This is a genomic window from Kitasatospora sp. NPDC058115 (genome assembly GCF_042884635.1).
Taxonomy (GTDB): domain Bacteria; phylum Actinomycetota; class Actinomycetes; order Streptomycetales; family Streptomycetaceae; genus Kitasatospora.
In genome coordinates this window covers 203,524-218,494 of the sequence record NZ_JBHVTL010000013.1, presented here as the reverse complement: position 1 = coordinate 218,494, position 14,971 = coordinate 203,524, and the positions used below count along the sequence as shown (strand labels likewise).

General features: G+C 75.5%; 8 protein-coding genes. 2 read left to right on the top strand and 6 right to left on the bottom strand.

What is annotated here, in order from left to right:
* Positions 1-53 precede the first annotated feature (53 nt).
* A complete protein-coding gene (locus ACFVVL_RS16460) occupies positions 54-707 on the bottom strand; it encodes a PadR family transcriptional regulator (RefSeq protein WP_380288620.1) in 654 nt (217 codons plus the stop codon).
* Between the two features lie 210 nt (positions 708-917).
* Between ACFVVL_RS16460 and ACFVVL_RS16455 the strand changes: the two genes are divergently transcribed.
* Positions 918-1,889 carry an endonuclease/exonuclease/phosphatase family protein gene (locus tag ACFVVL_RS16455; protein ID WP_380288622.1) on the top strand — a complete coding sequence of 324 codons (972 nt, stop codon included), beginning with the start codon at positions 918-920 and terminating at the stop codon, positions 1,887-1,889.
* A 10-nt stretch (positions 1,890-1,899) separates the two neighbouring features.
* Here ACFVVL_RS16455 and ACFVVL_RS16450 read toward each other — a convergent pair whose 3' ends face one another.
* The 4 genes from ACFVVL_RS16450 to ACFVVL_RS16435 all read right to left on the bottom strand — a co-directional run bounded on the left by ACFVVL_RS16450 (position 1,900) and on the right by ACFVVL_RS16435 (position 10,550).
* On the bottom strand, positions 1,900-3,156 hold the full coding sequence (locus ACFVVL_RS16450) for a PP2C family protein-serine/threonine phosphatase (RefSeq protein WP_387675584.1): 1,257 nt from the start codon (positions 3,154-3,156) through the stop codon (positions 1,900-1,902).
* A 190-nt stretch (positions 3,157-3,346) separates the two neighbouring features.
* A complete protein-coding gene (locus tag ACFVVL_RS16445; RefSeq protein ID WP_387675581.1) occupies positions 3,347-6,568 on the bottom strand; it encodes a UvrD-helicase domain-containing protein in 3,222 nt (1,073 codons plus the stop codon).
* Between the two features lie 124 nt (positions 6,569-6,692).
* On the bottom strand, positions 6,693-10,067 hold the full coding sequence (locus ACFVVL_RS16440; RefSeq protein ID WP_387675578.1) for an ATP-dependent helicase: 3,375 nt from the start codon (positions 10,065-10,067) through the stop codon (positions 6,693-6,695).
* Positions 10,068-10,133: 66 nt separating this feature from the next.
* Positions 10,134-10,550: an MGMT family protein gene (locus tag ACFVVL_RS16435; protein ID WP_387675575.1), complete on the bottom strand. Its 417-nt coding sequence runs from the start codon at positions 10,548-10,550 to the stop codon at positions 10,134-10,136.
* A gap of 134 nt (positions 10,551-10,684) precedes the next feature.
* On the opposite strand from ACFVVL_RS16435, the gene ACFVVL_RS16430 reads away from it, so the two are divergent.
* Positions 10,685-13,450, top strand: coding sequence for a flippase-like domain-containing protein (locus ACFVVL_RS16430; RefSeq protein WP_380288632.1), 2,766 nt, complete (start codon positions 10,685-10,687; stop codon positions 13,448-13,450).
* Positions 13,451-13,708: 258 nt separating this feature from the next.
* Here the strand turns inward: ACFVVL_RS16430 and moeZ are convergent, their stop codons facing one another.
* Entirely contained in the window at positions 13,709-14,887 is a 1,179-nt protein-coding gene (moeZ, locus tag ACFVVL_RS16425; protein WP_380288634.1) for an adenylyltransferase/sulfurtransferase MoeZ, read from the bottom strand.
* Positions 14,888-14,971: the final 84 nt, after the last annotated feature.

Genomic DNA, 14,971 nt, shown 5'->3' with positions numbered 1-14,971 from the left:
GGCGGGCCGGTGGTTCGTTCGTTCGGTTCGGGCGGGGCCTGGCCCCGGGTGGTTCAGGCCCTGCTGCGGCGGCGCCCGAACCGGGTGGGTGCGGGCGGGGCGTCGTCGGCGGGGGTCCCGGTGCCGCGGGCTTCGGCGGCGCGGGCCTGTTCGACCTCGGCGCGCTGGGCGAGCCGGGTCTCGCAGTGGTCGAGCCAGCGGATCTCGGCCTCGGTCTGGAAGATCAGCTGTTCGAGGACGAGCAGCCAGGCCAGGTCGGAGCCGACCTGGTCGCCGGCGCCGCCGGGCCGGGCCTCGCCGGCGAGGGCGCGGCCCTTGAGCCGGGTGTAGTCCTGGAGCGCCTTGATGCTGTGCCGGCGCTGGCCCTGGACGACGGCGGGCACGTCGACGCCGGGGACGGTGACGGCCATCGCGAGTTTGATGGCGAGTTCGTCGCGCGGCGGGTTGGTGCGCGGCACCGGGGTGTCGAACCAGGCGCGCAGTTCGGCGCGGCCGGCGTCGGTGGCGGCGTAGAACTGGTGGCCCTCCTCGTCCTCCCCGGCGGGGACGACCAGGCCGTCGCGTTCCAGGCGGGCGAGGGTGGTGTAGACCTGGCCGACGTTGAGCGGCCAGGTGGCGCCGGTGCGCGCCTCGAACTCGGTTCTCAGCTGGTAGCCGTAGCGCGGCCCCTGGTCGAGCAGGGCGAGCAGGCCGTGGCGGATGGACATACCGAGTATGTATACCGGGTATGCTCGACGGGTCAAGCCGGGGGTCCGTCCGGGCAGCCGCCGGGGGCGGGCCGGGCAGCGGGCCGGGGCCGGCCGCGGACGGGCCGCCTGCGGGGGGGGCGGACGGGCCGCCGGTCCCGGGCCGCGGGGCGGGCCCGGACGTCCGGCCGGGGGTCCGGCCGTCACCGGCGGCGGGTAACGTCGGGGGGCGTGAGCCAGTTGCGCATCGCCACCTTCAATCTGTTGCACGGTCAGCCGCTCGCGCCCGACGGCGCCCCGCGGCCCTACCCGGCCGACCCCGGCGGGCCGCTCGCGCAGGCGGTGGCCGCGCTGGACGCCGACGTCCTGGCGCTCCAGGAGGTGGACCGCGGACAGGCCCGCTCCGGCGGCACCGACCAGGCCGCCGTCGCCGCCACCGCGATGGGCGCCGGGGACTGGCGGTTCGCCGCCGCCCTGCACGGCCGCCCCGCACCGGTGGCCGGCTGGCTGCCGGAGGCCTCGGCGCCCCCCGGGATCCGGGTGTACGGGCCGGCCGAGGTCGGCGACGGCGCGCCGCCCGCCTACGGCACGGCGCTGCTGACCCGGCTGCCGGTGCGGCACTGGCGGGCCCGCCGGTTCGCGCCGGCCCCGTTCGGCCTGCCGCTGCGGGTGGCCGGGCGGCGCGGGCTGACCCCGGTGCCGGACGAGCCGCGGGCCGCGCTGGCCGCCGTCCTGGAGGGTGCGCACGGCCCGTTCACCGTGGTGGCCGCGCACCTGTCGTTCGTGCCGGGCTGGAACATGGCGCAGTTGGCGGCGATCCGCCGGTGGATCGCCGACCTGCCGCAGCCGTACCTGGTGCTGGGGGACTTCAATCTGGTGGGCGCGGTGCCGCGCACCGTGCTGGGCGGGGCGAGCGCGCTGGAGCGGTCGGCACCGCGGGTGCGGGTGCGGGAGCTGCGGGCGGCCCGCCGGGCCCGGCCGGTGCTCCCGGAGCCGCGCCGGCGGCGGGTGCGCGAGCCGCGGGCACGGCTCCAGGGCTGGTCGGACCTGGCCCGGACGCCGACCTATCCGTCGCACCGGCCGGCCGTGCAGTTCGACCACGTGCTGGCGGTCGGGGTGCCGCGCTCCGCGGTGGGGGCGGCGTCCGCTCCGCGCGCGGAGGTGTCGGACCACCGGCCGCTGGTGGTCCGGGTGTCCCTCTGAGCGCGGGCCCTCACTGCCGGGACAGGTGCCCGTTCTGCTGGGGGACGAGGGGGACGGGCGGGGCGGCCGGGCGGGCCGGGTCGGCGGGCAGCTGCACGGCGGTCACGGCGGGCTCCGGACGGTCGGCGGCGGACGGGGGCTCGTACTGGAGGAGCAGCATGGCGGCGTCGTCGCCGAGCTGGCGCCCGACGTGGCGCACCACGTCCTCGTGCAGGAGGCGCAGCACGTCGACGGGTCCGCCCCGGGCGCAGCGCGGGAGGCGTTCGGCGAGCGGGTAGAAGGTGCCGGCCCGGTCCCGGGCCTCGATGACGCCGTCGGTGAACAGCAGGACGCGGTCGCCGGGGTGCAGCGGGACGCGGTGGACCGGGGGGCGGACGTCGGCGGGGTCGAGGACGCCGAGCGGGGGCACCGTCTCGGCGAGTTCCAGCGGGCGGGCGGCCTCGGTGCCGCGCAGCAGCAGCGGGGCGGGGTGACCGCAGTTGACGATCTCGGCGGTGCCGTCGGGGCCGACGCCGATGAGCACGAGGGTGACGAACTCCTCCTCGACGCCGGGGTGGTCGTTCTCGTGCAGGGCGCGGTCGAGGCTGTCGGCGAGCCAGCCGGCGACCCGGTCGAGGGCCGCCTCCTGGTGGGCGGCCTCGCGGAAGGCGCCGAGCACGGCGGCGGCGGTCTCGACCGCGCCGAGGCCCTTGCCGCGCACGTCGCCGACGACGGCGCGCACGCCGTGGCGGGTGTTGACGACCTCGTAGAGGTCGCCGCCGATGCGGGCGTGGGCGGCGGCGGCCGCGTAGTGGACGGCGGCGCGCACGGTGCCGACGCGGTCGGGGACGGGGCGCAGCAGGACGCGCCGGGCGATGGAGGCGACGAGCTGGGCGTCGGCGAGCAGGCGTTCCTGGCGCAGCCTCAGGGTGGCGCTGACCCAGCCGATCGCGGCGACGAGGACGATGGCGAAGACGGTGGCGCTGTGCACGGACTCGCCGAGCACGTCGTTGCGGAAGGCCATCAGGAAGGCGGCGGCCTCGGTGCAGGCGCCGATGGCGAGGGGGTACCAGGTGCGGCGGCTGACCACGGCGGCCAGCGCCGGAACGGCGGTGAGCGCCGGTTCGACGGTCACTGCGGCGTCGGTGAAGTAGTCGAGGACGACGACCAGCGCCATGCCGATGAACGGCAGCGACAGTGCCGTCCTCGGCCAGGTGCCGGTCGCCCCGGGCGCGGCCCCCGGGGCCGGCCCGGCGAACCGTTCTCTGATCCATCCGGTCGCGCTCAACTTCGGTTCTCCAGCAGAAGACGCCGATGCCCAGGGGCACCTGCGGTGATGACTGAGGGTTAGGGAATACGGGCCTCGCTGGCGGCCGGAGCACGGGGGTTGACCGGTTACCGACCCCACAATAGGCGCGAAACGTGCACTACGCACAGGTTTCGCCCGATGCCGTGATGACTTGAATGCTCTCCGTGACTCATTCTTCACTGTTCCCGATCAGGAGCCGTTCCAACTCTTTTCGGCCGGGAAGTCCTGCGGGTTGTTCGATCCGGCCGCTGCGGACGTACAGGAACGAGGCCGTGACCTGCTCCAGGGGGACGCCCGCCTGTTCGGCCCAGGCGAGCCGGTAGACGGCGAGCTGGAGCGGGTCGGCGGTCTCCTCGCGGTGCGTCTTCCAGTCCACCACTTCGTAGCGTGACGCGCCGCCGATTTCTGACCCGCCGTCACCGTCACGGTAGACCGCGTCGATCCGGCCGCGCACCACCCGGCCCCCCAGCACCAGGTGGAACGGCGCCTCGACCCGCAGCGGCTCCCGGTGCGCGTACGGGGTGCGCAGGAACGCCTCCTTGAGGCGTTCGAGGTCCTGTTCGTCCTCGATGCCGTCGTCGTCGGCGCCGGGCAGCGCGCCGGGGCCGATCAGCATCAGCGGTTCGATCCGGGACTGCACCCAGGCGTGGAAGCGGGTGCCGCGCCGGGCGGCGGGCTGCGGCGGGCGGGGCATCGGGCGGGCGAGGTCGTGCGCGAAGCCGTCCGGGTCGGCGGCCAGGCGCAGCAGCTGGGTGGCGGAGAGCGAGGCCGGCAGCGGCACCTCCCGCACCCGGCTGCGCGAGCGCTCCAACTCGCCGAGCAGCGCGTTCAGGTCACGGTCCCAGGACTCCACCAGCCGGCGGTCCTCGGGGGCCATCGGCTCGGGCTCCGGGGCGGGCGCGCCGGCCAGGCGGCGGTGCACCACCGCGGCGACCCGGCGGCGGGCGTGCTGGGCGGCCGGGTCGAGCGGCAGCGGCCAGGGGCGTTCGACGGGTGCGGCGAGCGCCGGGTTCTCCTCGCCGTCGGCGGGCGGGTCGGCCCAGACGACGACCTCGCCGTTGCCGGGCCGCCCGGTGTGCTCGCGCAGCTGCTCCAGGAAGTCCGACGGGCCGCGCGGGGACTTCTGGCTGGGCCCCCACCAGTGGCCGGAGGCGAGCAGCAGGGCGCGCGGGCGGGTGAAGGCGACGTAGCCCAGGCGCAGTTCCTCGACGGCGGAGTGCTCGGCGAGGGCGGCCCGGAACTCCTTCATCGCCTTGGCGTTCCAGCCGCCGCGCACATCGGGCAGGGTCGCGGCGTCGCCGCGCAGGGCGTGCGGCAGGACGCGCTTGGTGCTGGTCCAGCGCTCGCGCGGGGAGGAGGACGGGAAGGCGCCCCTGACCAGGCCGGGGACGGCGACGACGTCCCACTCCAGGCCCTTGGACTTGTGCGCGGTGAGGACCTTGACGGTGTCCTCGCCGCCGGGCAGGCCGGCGTCCAGGCCCCGGTCGTGCTCCTGGGCGGCGCGCAGGAAGCCGAGGAAGGCGGCGAGGCCGGGGTCGCCGTCGAGGTCGGCGAAGGAGGCGGCGACGTCGAGGAAGGCGTGCAGGGTCTCCCGGCGGCGGGCGGCCAGCGCCTTCGGGGAGGCCGCGAGTTCGACCTCCAGGCCGGTGACGGCGAGGACCCGGTGCAGCACGTCCATCAGCGGGTCGGCGAGCGAGCGGCGCAGCTCGCGCAGTTCACGGGCCAGCCGGGCGAAGCGGACCCGGGCCTCGGCGGAGAACGGCAGCTCGTCGGCGTCCTGCGCGTCCTGCGCGTCCAGGAAGGTCTCCAGGGCGTCGGCGAGCGAGACGACCTCGGTGGGGTCGGTCTCCGCGACGGCGGCGGCGAGCGCCTCGACGCCCTCGGGACGCTCGGTGCGCACGAGTTCGGCGGCGCGCCGGCCGAGCAGGGCGAGGTCGCGCGGGCCGATCCGCCAGCGCGGGCCGATCAGCAGCCGGACCAGGGCGGCGTTGGCGGTCGGGTCCTGGAGCACCTCGCAGACCGCGACCAGGTCGGCGACCTCGGGCAGGTGGAGCAGCCCGCCGAGGCCGACCACCTCGACCGGCACGTCCCGGGCGACCAGCGCGGCGTGCACGTCGGGGAAGGCCGCGCCGCCCCGGCACAGCACGGCGATCCGGCCGGGGGCGGTGCCGGTGCGCACCAGGTGGTCGATCTCGTCGGCCAGCCAGCCGATCTCCTCGGCGTGGGTGGGCAGCAGGGCGGCCCGCACCCGGCCGTCGGTCTCGGCGCCGGGGGCGGGGCGCAGCGCCTCGACGCCCTCGTGCATGGCGCGCAGCGGCGCCGCGAGCTCGTTGGCGAAGGCGAGCAGCCGCCCGCCGCTGCGCCGGTTCTCGCTGAGCGCGTAGCGGTCGGCGGGGGCGCCGTCGGCGGCGGGGAAGTGCCGGGGGAAGTCGTCGAGGTTGGCGACGGAGGCGCCGCGCCAGCCGTAGATGGCCTGGCAGGGGTCGCCGACGGCGGTGACGGGGTGGCCGGGGGCGGTGCCGTCCGGCCCGGCGCCGAACAGCCCGGCGAGCATCAGCCGCTGGGCGACGGAGGTGTCCTGGTACTCGTCGAGCAGCACGACCCGGTACTGCTCGCGCAGCAGCGCGCCGACCTCGGGGCGCTGCTGCGCGAGCCGGGCGGCGGCGGCGATCTGGTCGCCGAAGTCCATCAGGCCGGCGGTGGCCTTGCGGCGCCGGTAGTCCTCGACCAGCCGCAGCAGTTCCAGACGGGCGCGGGCGGTGGCGGGCACGGTCCGCAGGTCCTCGTTGCTCAGCCGCACGCCGGCCAGGGTGTCGAGCAGGTCCTCGTCGAAGGCGCGCAGCGCGGCGGGTTCGACGAGGTGCTCGGCGAGTTCGCCGTCGAGGGCGGTGAGGTCGGCGACCAGGTTGGCGAAGGTGCCGGTGAGGGCGGGGAACGGGCCGCGCGCGGTGCGCAGCACCTTGGCGGCGAGCTGGAAGCGGGTGGCGTCGGCGAGCAGCCGGGTGTCGGGTTCGACGCCGATGCGCAGGCCGTGCTCCTTGAGGAGGCGGCCGGCGAAGGCGTGGTAGGTGGAGATGTCGGGTTCGCCGAGCGCCTCGCCGTCCTCGGGGTCGGCCACGCCGGCGAGCCGCAGGGCGGAGCGGACGCGTTCGGCGAGTTCGCCGGCGGCCTTGTTGGTGAAGGTGAGGCCGAGGACCTGTTCGGGGCGCACCGCGCCGGAGCCGACCAGCCAGACGACCCGGGCGGCCATCACGGTGGTCTTGCCGGAGCCGGCGCCGGCGACGATGACGGCCGGCCGCAGCGGGGCGCCGATGGCCGCCATCTGCTCCCGGTTGAAGGGGATGCCCAGCAGCTCCTTGAGCTGGTCGGGATGGCTGAGCACGGCGGTCACCACGCAACGGTAGCCGGGGCCGCCGACAGCCGGGGGGCCGCTGTGGCGACGGCCACGTGCCGCGTGCACCACATCCGGCGTCCACCGGCCGTTCGCCGGGCGCGGCCCGGCGGGCCGGGCGCCGTCACTCCACGAGCTGGGCGCCGTCGCGCTGGGCGGAGCAGCTGCGGCGGAAGGCGCAGCGGTCGCAGCCGCCGCCGGTCTGCGGGACGAACCGCTCGGCGAGGATCCGCCCGGCGGCGTCGGCGAGCAGGTTCTCGATCCACGGCTCGCCCTCGGGCGGCTCCTGCCGCTGCACCTTGGGCGCGTCGGCCGCGCCCTTGTCGGGCTTGCGCAGCTGGACGAGTTCGGCGCCGCCGGACTCGGGGGCGGCGGCGTCGAAGCCGGGCAGCCCGTTGAGGGCGCCGGAGCGCACGGCGAGCTGGTAGACGGCGAGCTGCTTGTGCTCGGGCAGGGACTTGTCGGTGGGCGTCTGCTTGCCGGTCTTGAAGTCGACGACGTAGGCGCGCCCGGCCTCGTCCTTCTCGACCCGGTCCATCGAGCCGCGGATGCGCACCTGGACGCCGCCGGCGTCGAGGGTGACGTCGAAGCCGTGCTCGGTGGCGACGACGTCGCGCCCGCGGGCCATCACGTGCCAGGTGAGGAAGCGTTCCAGGGCGGCGCGGGCCTCGGTCTTCTCCTGCTGGGACTTCCACGGCGCGTCGAAGGCCAGCGCGTCCCAGACGGTGTCCAGGCGTTCCATGAGGACGGCGAGGTCGGCGGGGGTGCGGCCGGAGCCGACCTCGTCGGCGAGGGCGTGCACGACGTTGCCGAAGCCCTGGGCGGCGGAGGAGGTGCCGCGGGCCTTGACCTCCTTGTCGAGGAACCACTGGAGCGAGCAGTTCTCCAGCTGTTCCAGGCCGCTGCCGGACAGCCGCACCGGCAGGTCGGCGGAGCGCAGCGGGTCGGGGGCCGCGGTGGGGTCCTCCAGGCCCCACCAGCTCTCGGGGCGGGCGGCGGGCACCAGCGGGCGGCCCTCCTCGTCGGCGGCGAGGGCGAGGGTGGCGAGCCGTTCGGCGGCGGCGCGGCGCAGTTCGGGCGAGCGGGCCGGGTCGAGGGTGACCGCGCGCAGCTCGGCGACCAGCGCGGGCACGGCGAGCGGGCGGCGCGGGCGGTGGGTGACGTCCTCGACGGTGACCGGCGGGGTGCGCCGCAGGACGCGGCCGGTCCGCGGGTCGACGTCCTCGCGGTAGAGCTCGCGCAGGAAGCGGGACGGCTGGTCGCCGTCGTCGGCGGGCGCCTTGACGGCGGTGACGACGAGCCGGTCCTTGGCGCGGGTGGCGGCGACGTAGAAGAGGCGGCGTTCCTCGGCGAGCAGCGCGGTGGGGGTGAGCGGTTCGGCGAGGCCGTCGCGGCCGATCCGGTCGGCCTCCAGCAGGGAACCGCGGCGGCGCAGGTCGGGCCAGAGGCCGTCCTGCACGCCGGCGACGACGACCAGGCGCCATTCCAGGCCCTTGGCGCGGTGGGCGGTCATCAGCCGGACGGCCTCGGGGCGCACGGTGCGCACGGTGAGGGTGTCGGCGGCGATGTCCTGGGCCTCCAGCTCGGCGAGCAGGTCGAGGGCGCCGCGGTGACCGGTGACCTGTTCCTCGGCGCGGGCGGCGGTCTCGAACAGGGCGCAGACCGCGTCGAGGTCGCGGTCGGCGTTGCGGCCGGCGGCGCCGCCGCGCAGGGCGGCCCGCTCCAGGCGCTCGCGCCAGCGGCGGGAGCCGTCCCACAGCTGCCAGAGGGCGTCCTCGGCGGTGCAGCCGCCGGCCAGGGCCTCGCGGACCTTGCGCAGCAGAGTGCCGAGGTCGTGGGCGCGCCGGGCGTGGGGGGCGTCCAGGACGGCGAGGCGCTCGGGTTCGGCGAGGGCCTCGCGCAGGAGGTCGCCGGCCGGGCGGGGCACGGCGGCGGGCGCGCCGTCGGCGGCCCCGGCGCGCAGGGCGGCGCGCTCCTCCTCGCGCAGGGTGCGGCCGAGGCGGCGCAGGTCGGCGCCGTCGAGGCCGCCGAGCGGGCCGGTGAGCAGGGCGTGGGCGAGGTCGGTGGTCAGCGGGTCGGGCGCGGCCGCGTCCGTGCCGTCCGCACCGTCTGCACCGTCCGTGCCGTCCTGCCGGTCGCGGACCGCCTGCTCGGCGCAGACCCGCAGGGCCAGCAACAGCTGGGCGACGGCCGGCTCCTCGCGCAGCGGCAGGTCGTCGCCGTCGATCTCCAGCGGGACGCCGGCCGCGCCGAGCGCCCGCCGCACCCCGGGGATGGACCGGGCGCCGGCCCGGACCAGGACGGCCATCTCGCCCCACGGCACGCCGTCCTCCAGGTGGGCGCGGCGCAGCAGGTCGGCGACCGAGTCCAGCTCGGCGCCGGGCGTCGGGTAGGTGTAGACCTCGACCCGGCCGCCCTCGCGGGCGGGCAGCGGGGCGCGGTGCTCGGCGAGCTTGTCGGCGGGCAGCCGGCCCATCGGCATCCGGCGGGTGAGTTCGCGGGCGGCGGCCAGCAGCACGGCGCCGGAGCGGCGGGAGACCCGCAGCACCTTGACGTCGGCGGGGCGGCCGTCGGCGTGCCGGAAGGTCTGCGGGAACTCCAGGATGCCGTTGATGTCGGCGCCGCGGAACGCGTAGATGGACTGGTCGGGGTCGCCGACGGCGACCAGTTCGCGCCCGCCGCCGGCCAGCCGGCGCAGCAGCCGCACCTGGGCGGGGTCGGTGTCCTGGTACTCGTCGACGAAGACGGCGTCGTAGCGTCCGCGCAGGTCGCGCTCGACCTCGGGGCGGTCGGCGAGCAGGACGGCACGGTGGACCAGCTCGGCGTAGTCGAGGACGCCGCGCAGGTCCAGGACGTCGAGGTAGTCGGCGAGGAAGTGGGCGGCGGCGGCCCAGTCGGGCCGCTGGACGCCCTCGGCGAAGCGGGCCAGCTCGGCCTCGCCGAGGCCGAGCTCGCGGCTGCGGGCGAGCACGGCGCGCACCTCGTCGGCGAAGCCGCGGGTGGTGAGGCAGGCGCGCAGGTCGAGCGGCCAGGCGATCCGGGAGCGGCCGCGCCGGGCGTCCTCGGCGCCGCCGGCGAGCAGTTCGCGGACCATGACGTCCTGCTCGGGGCCGGAGAGCAGGCGCAGCGGCTCGGCGTAGTCGGCCGGGTCCTGGTGGGCGCGGAGCAGGGCGTAGCAGAAGGAGTGGAAGGTGGTGGCCTGCGGGGCGGCGGCCCCGGCGCCGCCGGTGGTGGTGGACAGCCGCCCGGCCATCCGGTCGCGCAGTTCCATCGCGGCCTTGCGGCTGAAGGTGAGGACGAGGATCCGCTCGGGGTCGGCGCCGTTCTCGATCCGCCGGGCGACGGCCTCGACGAGGGTGGTGGTCTTGCCGGTCCCCGGCCCGGCGAGCACCAGCAGCGGGCCGCCCGCGTGCTCGACCACGGCGCGCTGGTGGGCGTCGAGTTCGGGCGGGGCGGGCGGTACGAGGGGGCTGCGCACCAGACGGTAGGGGGAGCTCACGGACGTCCTGGGGGTCGTGCTCGGGCAACTGCGGGCGGGCCCGCCGGGGGCCCGCCGTATTCGAGCCTACGATCCTGCCCCGTCATTCCCGTCCGCGCACGGGATTCCGCGAGATCCCCGGCCCGCCCGGCCGGGGGCGGGCCGGCCGTCCCAGCGGGCGCGCCGCAGGTCGACCCGGGGCGGGTCGGCGAGGTCGCGCAGCGGGGTGCCCTCCTCGCCGTAGTGGGCGAGGGCGCGGTGCTCGTGGCCGGGCAGCATCCGGCCGTCGGCGCGGATCACCCGCCACCAGGGCACGGCGCCGCCGTACAGGGCCATCACCCGGCCGACCTGCCGGGGGCCGCCCTGGCCGAGGTACTCCGCGACGTCGCCGTAGGTCATCACCCGGCCGGGTGGAATCCGCTCGGCCAGGTCGAGCACGAGTTCGGCGAAGGGCGGCAGCTCGCCGGGGCCGTCGTCGTCGGGGGCGTCCGTCACCTGCGGCATTCTTCCGCATCCGGCCGGCCGGCCGCCCCGGGGCGGCGGATCCGCCGCGCCCGATCCGGCCCCTGTCCAGCACGGGGCGCCGAGGCATGCCACCATCTTCGGGGCGGTGAGTGGTGATACGAGGACAAGACCAGATGACCGGGACGGCTGACGTGGGTGTGGACGAGGGCTCCGACGAGTCCTCCGACGGCATGCCCGCAGGTGGCGGCGACGCCACCGCCGAAGCACCACCGGAAGTCTCCCTGATCAAGGACCCGACGATCAAGAGCCCGCAGCCGGCCGGCCCCGCGACCGGGGCCCCCGCCGTCGTACCCGCCCAGCCGTCCGCCCCCGAGGCGGCCCCCGAGCCCGCCGCGACCGCGGCCGGCCCTCCCGGCGGGGCCGACGCCCCCGGGCCGCGCCCCGGGAGCGACCCGCTGGACGACACCCCGCACCTGGACGTCGACGAGCCGCTGCTCGCCGCCCGCGCGCACCGGCCCTCCGACCTCATCCGCTTCCTGGCCGGCGTCTTCGGCATCGTCGCGGTCTTCGTGCTCGCCGGGGTGGCGACCTCGACCACCACCGGCATCGAGATCGACATCGCCGAGAACGCGCCCCGCTTCTCCCCGGTGCTCTCCACCATCACCGGTCTGGTCTCCAACGTCGCGGTGCTGGCCGTCCCGCTCGCCTTCGCCGTCGAGCGGCTGATCAAACGCGACGGCCTGCGGGTCGCCGACGGCGTGCTCGCCTCGGTGCTGGCCTACGGCGTCTCGCTGGGCATCGACTGGTGGGTCGCCGAGGGCGCCTCCGACCACATCCGCGACGCCCTGACCCGCTTCCCGCTGGACTCCGTCGGCACCCTCACCGACCCGGTGCACGGCTACCTCGCCCCGGTGATCGCCTACATGACGGCGGTCGGCATGTCGAGCAGACCCCGGTGGCGGGTCGCCCTGTGGGTGGTGGTCGTCTTCAGCGGCATCACCGAACTGCTCGGCGGCTACACCACCCCGCTGTCCCTGCTGCTCACCGTGCTGATCGGCTGGTCGGTCGCCTACGGCACCCTCTACGCGATCGGCTCGCCGAACATCCGGCCCACCGGCCAGCATCTGATGATCGGCCTGCGCAAGGTCGGCTTCACCCCGGCCAGCGCCCACCGCGCCCCCGACGCCCCCGGCGGCACCCGCCGCTACCTGGTCGCCCAGCAGGGCGGGCCGCCGCTGGACGTCCACATCGTCGACCGCGAGCAGCAGGCCTCCGGCTTCTTCTACCGGGCCTGGCGCCGGCTGCGGCTGCGCTCGGTGGCCGTGCGGCGCAGCCCGCAGTCGCTGCGCCAGGCGCTGGAGCAGGAGGCGCTGATCGCCTACGCGGCCGCCGCCTCCGGCGCCCGCGCCCCGCAGCTGGTCGCCACCTCCGAGCTGGGCCCGGACGCCGCGATCCTGGTCTACGAGAACGTCGAGGGCCGCACCCTGGACGACCTCGCCGACGAGGAGATCACCGACCGGGTGATGGCCTCGCTGTGGGAGTCGGTCGCCGCCCTGCACGAGCGCCGGATCGCCCACCGCCGGCTCACCGGCGAGTCGCTGCTGGTCGTCGACGAGAAGACGGCCTGCCTGGTCAACCTCTCCGGCGGCGACATCGCCGCCACCGACCTCACCCTGCGCATCGACGTCGCCCAGCTGCTCACCACCTTCGCGCTGCGGATCGGCCCCGAGCGGACGGTCGCCACCGCCAACGCGGTGCTCGGCGCCGAGCGGGTCGCCCAGTCGCTGCCGCTGCTGCAGCCGGTCGGCATGAGCCGCTCGACCCGCGTCGACCTGAAGAAGGTCACCAAGGAGCGCAAGGCCGCCGCCCAGGCCAGGGCGCTGGAGCAGGTCGCCGCCGGGGAACGCACCCAGCAGCAGGCCGAGGAGGACATCGCCGTCGCCGGCGAGGACCTGCTCAGCCGGATCCGCGCGCAGATCCTGCAGATCGCGCCCGAGGCGCCGATGGAGCCGGCCAAGCTGGAGCGGCTCAAGCCGAAGAGCCTGATCATGGTGGTCGCGCTCACCTTCGCCGCCTACCTGACGCTGACCACCGTCAAGCCGGCGCAGCTCAAGCTCTCCCAGATGAACTGGGCCTGGGCGGCGGTGGCGCTGGCCGCGGCCGCCTTCTCCTACGTCGCCGCGTCGATGAGCCTGACCGGCTTCGTCCCGGAGAAGCTGCCGTTCCGCCGCACCGTGGCCGCCCAGGTCGCCGGGTCGTTCGTGAAGCTGGTCGCCCCGGCCGCGATCGGCGGCATCGCGCTGAACACCCGCTACCTGCAGAAGGCGGGCATCCGCTCCGGCCAGGCGGTCGCCTCGGTCGGCGCCTCCCAGCTGGCGGGCCTGGCCGGGCACCTGCTGCTGCTGTTCAGCTTCGGCCTCATCACCGGCAGCCAGACCAACGGCGACCTCTCCGCCTCCCGGGCGGTGATCATCGGCGTGCTGAGCGCCGCCGTGCTGGCCCTGGTGGTCGCGGCGGTCGCCCCGCTGCGGCGGTTCGTGCTGAACCGGCTGCGCTCGCTGTTCTTCGGCGTGGTGCCCCGGATGCTCGACCTGATGCAGACGCCCAGCAAGCTGATCACCGGCTTCGGCGGCATCCTGCTGCTGACGCTCTCCTTCACCGCCTGCCTGGACGCCTCGGTGCAGGCCTTCGGCGGCTCGATCTCCTTCTCGGCGGTCGCCGTGGTCTTCCTGACCGCCAACGCGGCCGGCTCCGCGATCCCCACCCCCGGCGGCATCGGCCCGGTCGAGGTGGCGCTGATCGGCGCGCTCACCGTCGCCGACGTGCCGCCGGCCGTCGCCACCCCGGCGGTCTTCCTCTACCGGGCGCTCACCTTCTGGCTGCCGGTGCTGCCCGGCTGGATCTCCTACAACGTGCTCCAGCGCAAGGGCGCGCTTTAGGGTCTGTCTCTTGGATCCTTGCCGGGTCCGCGACGCCTGGGCACGCACCTCGCCGCGTTGTCGTCGGTCGCCAATGGCCCCCAGCCTTCGGCCGGGAGGTGCCCCCACCGCAGTGGCTCCCTCCTCCGCCTTGCGATGCACGCACCCAGACGCCGCGGCCTGATCCGACAAAATCCAAGAGACAGACCCTAGCGGCGTCCGCGGACACGCGAGAGGGCCCGCCGGAGCGGGCCCTCTCGCGTGGTCGGACAGTGCGGATCAGTACACCGGCTTGTGCGGCTCGATCTGGTTGACCCAGCCGAGCACGCCGCCGCCCAGGTGGACGGCGTTGGCGAAGCCGGCCGACTTCACCACGGCCAGCACCTCGGCCGAGCGGACGCCCGACTTGCAGTGCAGCACGATCTTGCGGTCCTGCGGCAGCTGCTCCAGCGCGTTGCCCATCAGGAACTCGTTCTTCGGGATCAGCACGGCGCCGGGGATGTTGACGATCTCGTACTCGCCCGGCTCGCGGACGTCGATGAGGAAGATGTCCTCCTCCTCGTCCTGCCACTGCTTGAGCTGCTTGGAGGTGATCGTCGAACCGGCGGCCGCGGCCTGCGCCTCCTCCGACACGACGCCGCAGAAGGCCTCGTAGTCGATCAGCTCGGTGACGGTCGGGTTCTCGCCGCAGACCGCGCAGTTCGGGTCCTTGCGGACCTTCACCTGGCGGTAGTTCATCTCCAGGGCGTCGTAGATCATCAGCCGGCCGACCAGCGGGTCGCCGACCCCGGCCAGCAGCTTGATCGCCTCGGTGACCTGGATCGAGCCGATCGAGGCGCACAGCACGCCCAGCACGCCGCCCTCGGCGCAGGACGGGACCATGCCCGGCGGCGGCGCCTCCGGGTAGAGGCAGCGGTAGCAGGGGCCGTGCTCGGCCCAGAAGACGCTCGCCTGGCCGTCGAAGCGGTAGATCGAACCCCACACGTACGGCTTGCCGAGCAGCACCGCGGCGTCGTTCACCAGGTAGCGGGTGGCGAAGTTGTCGGTGCCGTCCACGATCAGGTCGTAGCCGGAGAAGATCTCCAGGACGTTGGAGTTGTCGAGGCGCTCCTCGTGCAGGATCACGTCGACGTAGGGGTTGATCTCCTTGACGGAGTCCCGCGCCGACTCGCCCTTCGAGCGGCCGATGTCCGACTGGCCGTGGATGATCTGGCGCTGCAGGTTCGACTCGTCGACCACGTCGAACTCGACGATGCCGAGCGTGCCCACACCGGCCGCCGCGAGGTACATCAGCGCGGGCGAGCCCAGTCCGCCGGCGCCGACGCAGAGCACCTTGGCGTTCTTCAGCCGCTTCTGCCCGGCCATGCCCACGTCGGGGATGATCAGGTGGCGGGAGTACCTGCGGACCTCGTCAACGGTGAGCTCGTCGGCCGGCTCGACCAGGGGTGGCAGCGACACGGGGACTCCGATGGTCGTCGGTTCAGGTGGCCAGGGCCAACCTCTAGGGGCTTGTTGCTCCGCCACCGCAGTGGCTCTGCTACG

Coding starts and splice junctions, on each gene's coding strand:
- ACFVVL_RS16430 (WP_380288632.1), top strand. CDS start 10,685: ATGACCGGGACGGCTGACGTGGGTGTGGACGAGGGCTCCGACGAGTCC.
- ACFVVL_RS16460 (WP_380288620.1), bottom strand. CDS start 707: ATGTCCATCCGCCACGGCCTGCTCGCCCTGCTCGACCAGGGGCCGCGC.
- ACFVVL_RS16435 (WP_387675575.1), bottom strand. CDS start 10,550: ATGCCGCAGGTGACGGACGCCCCCGACGACGACGGCCCCGGCGAGCTG.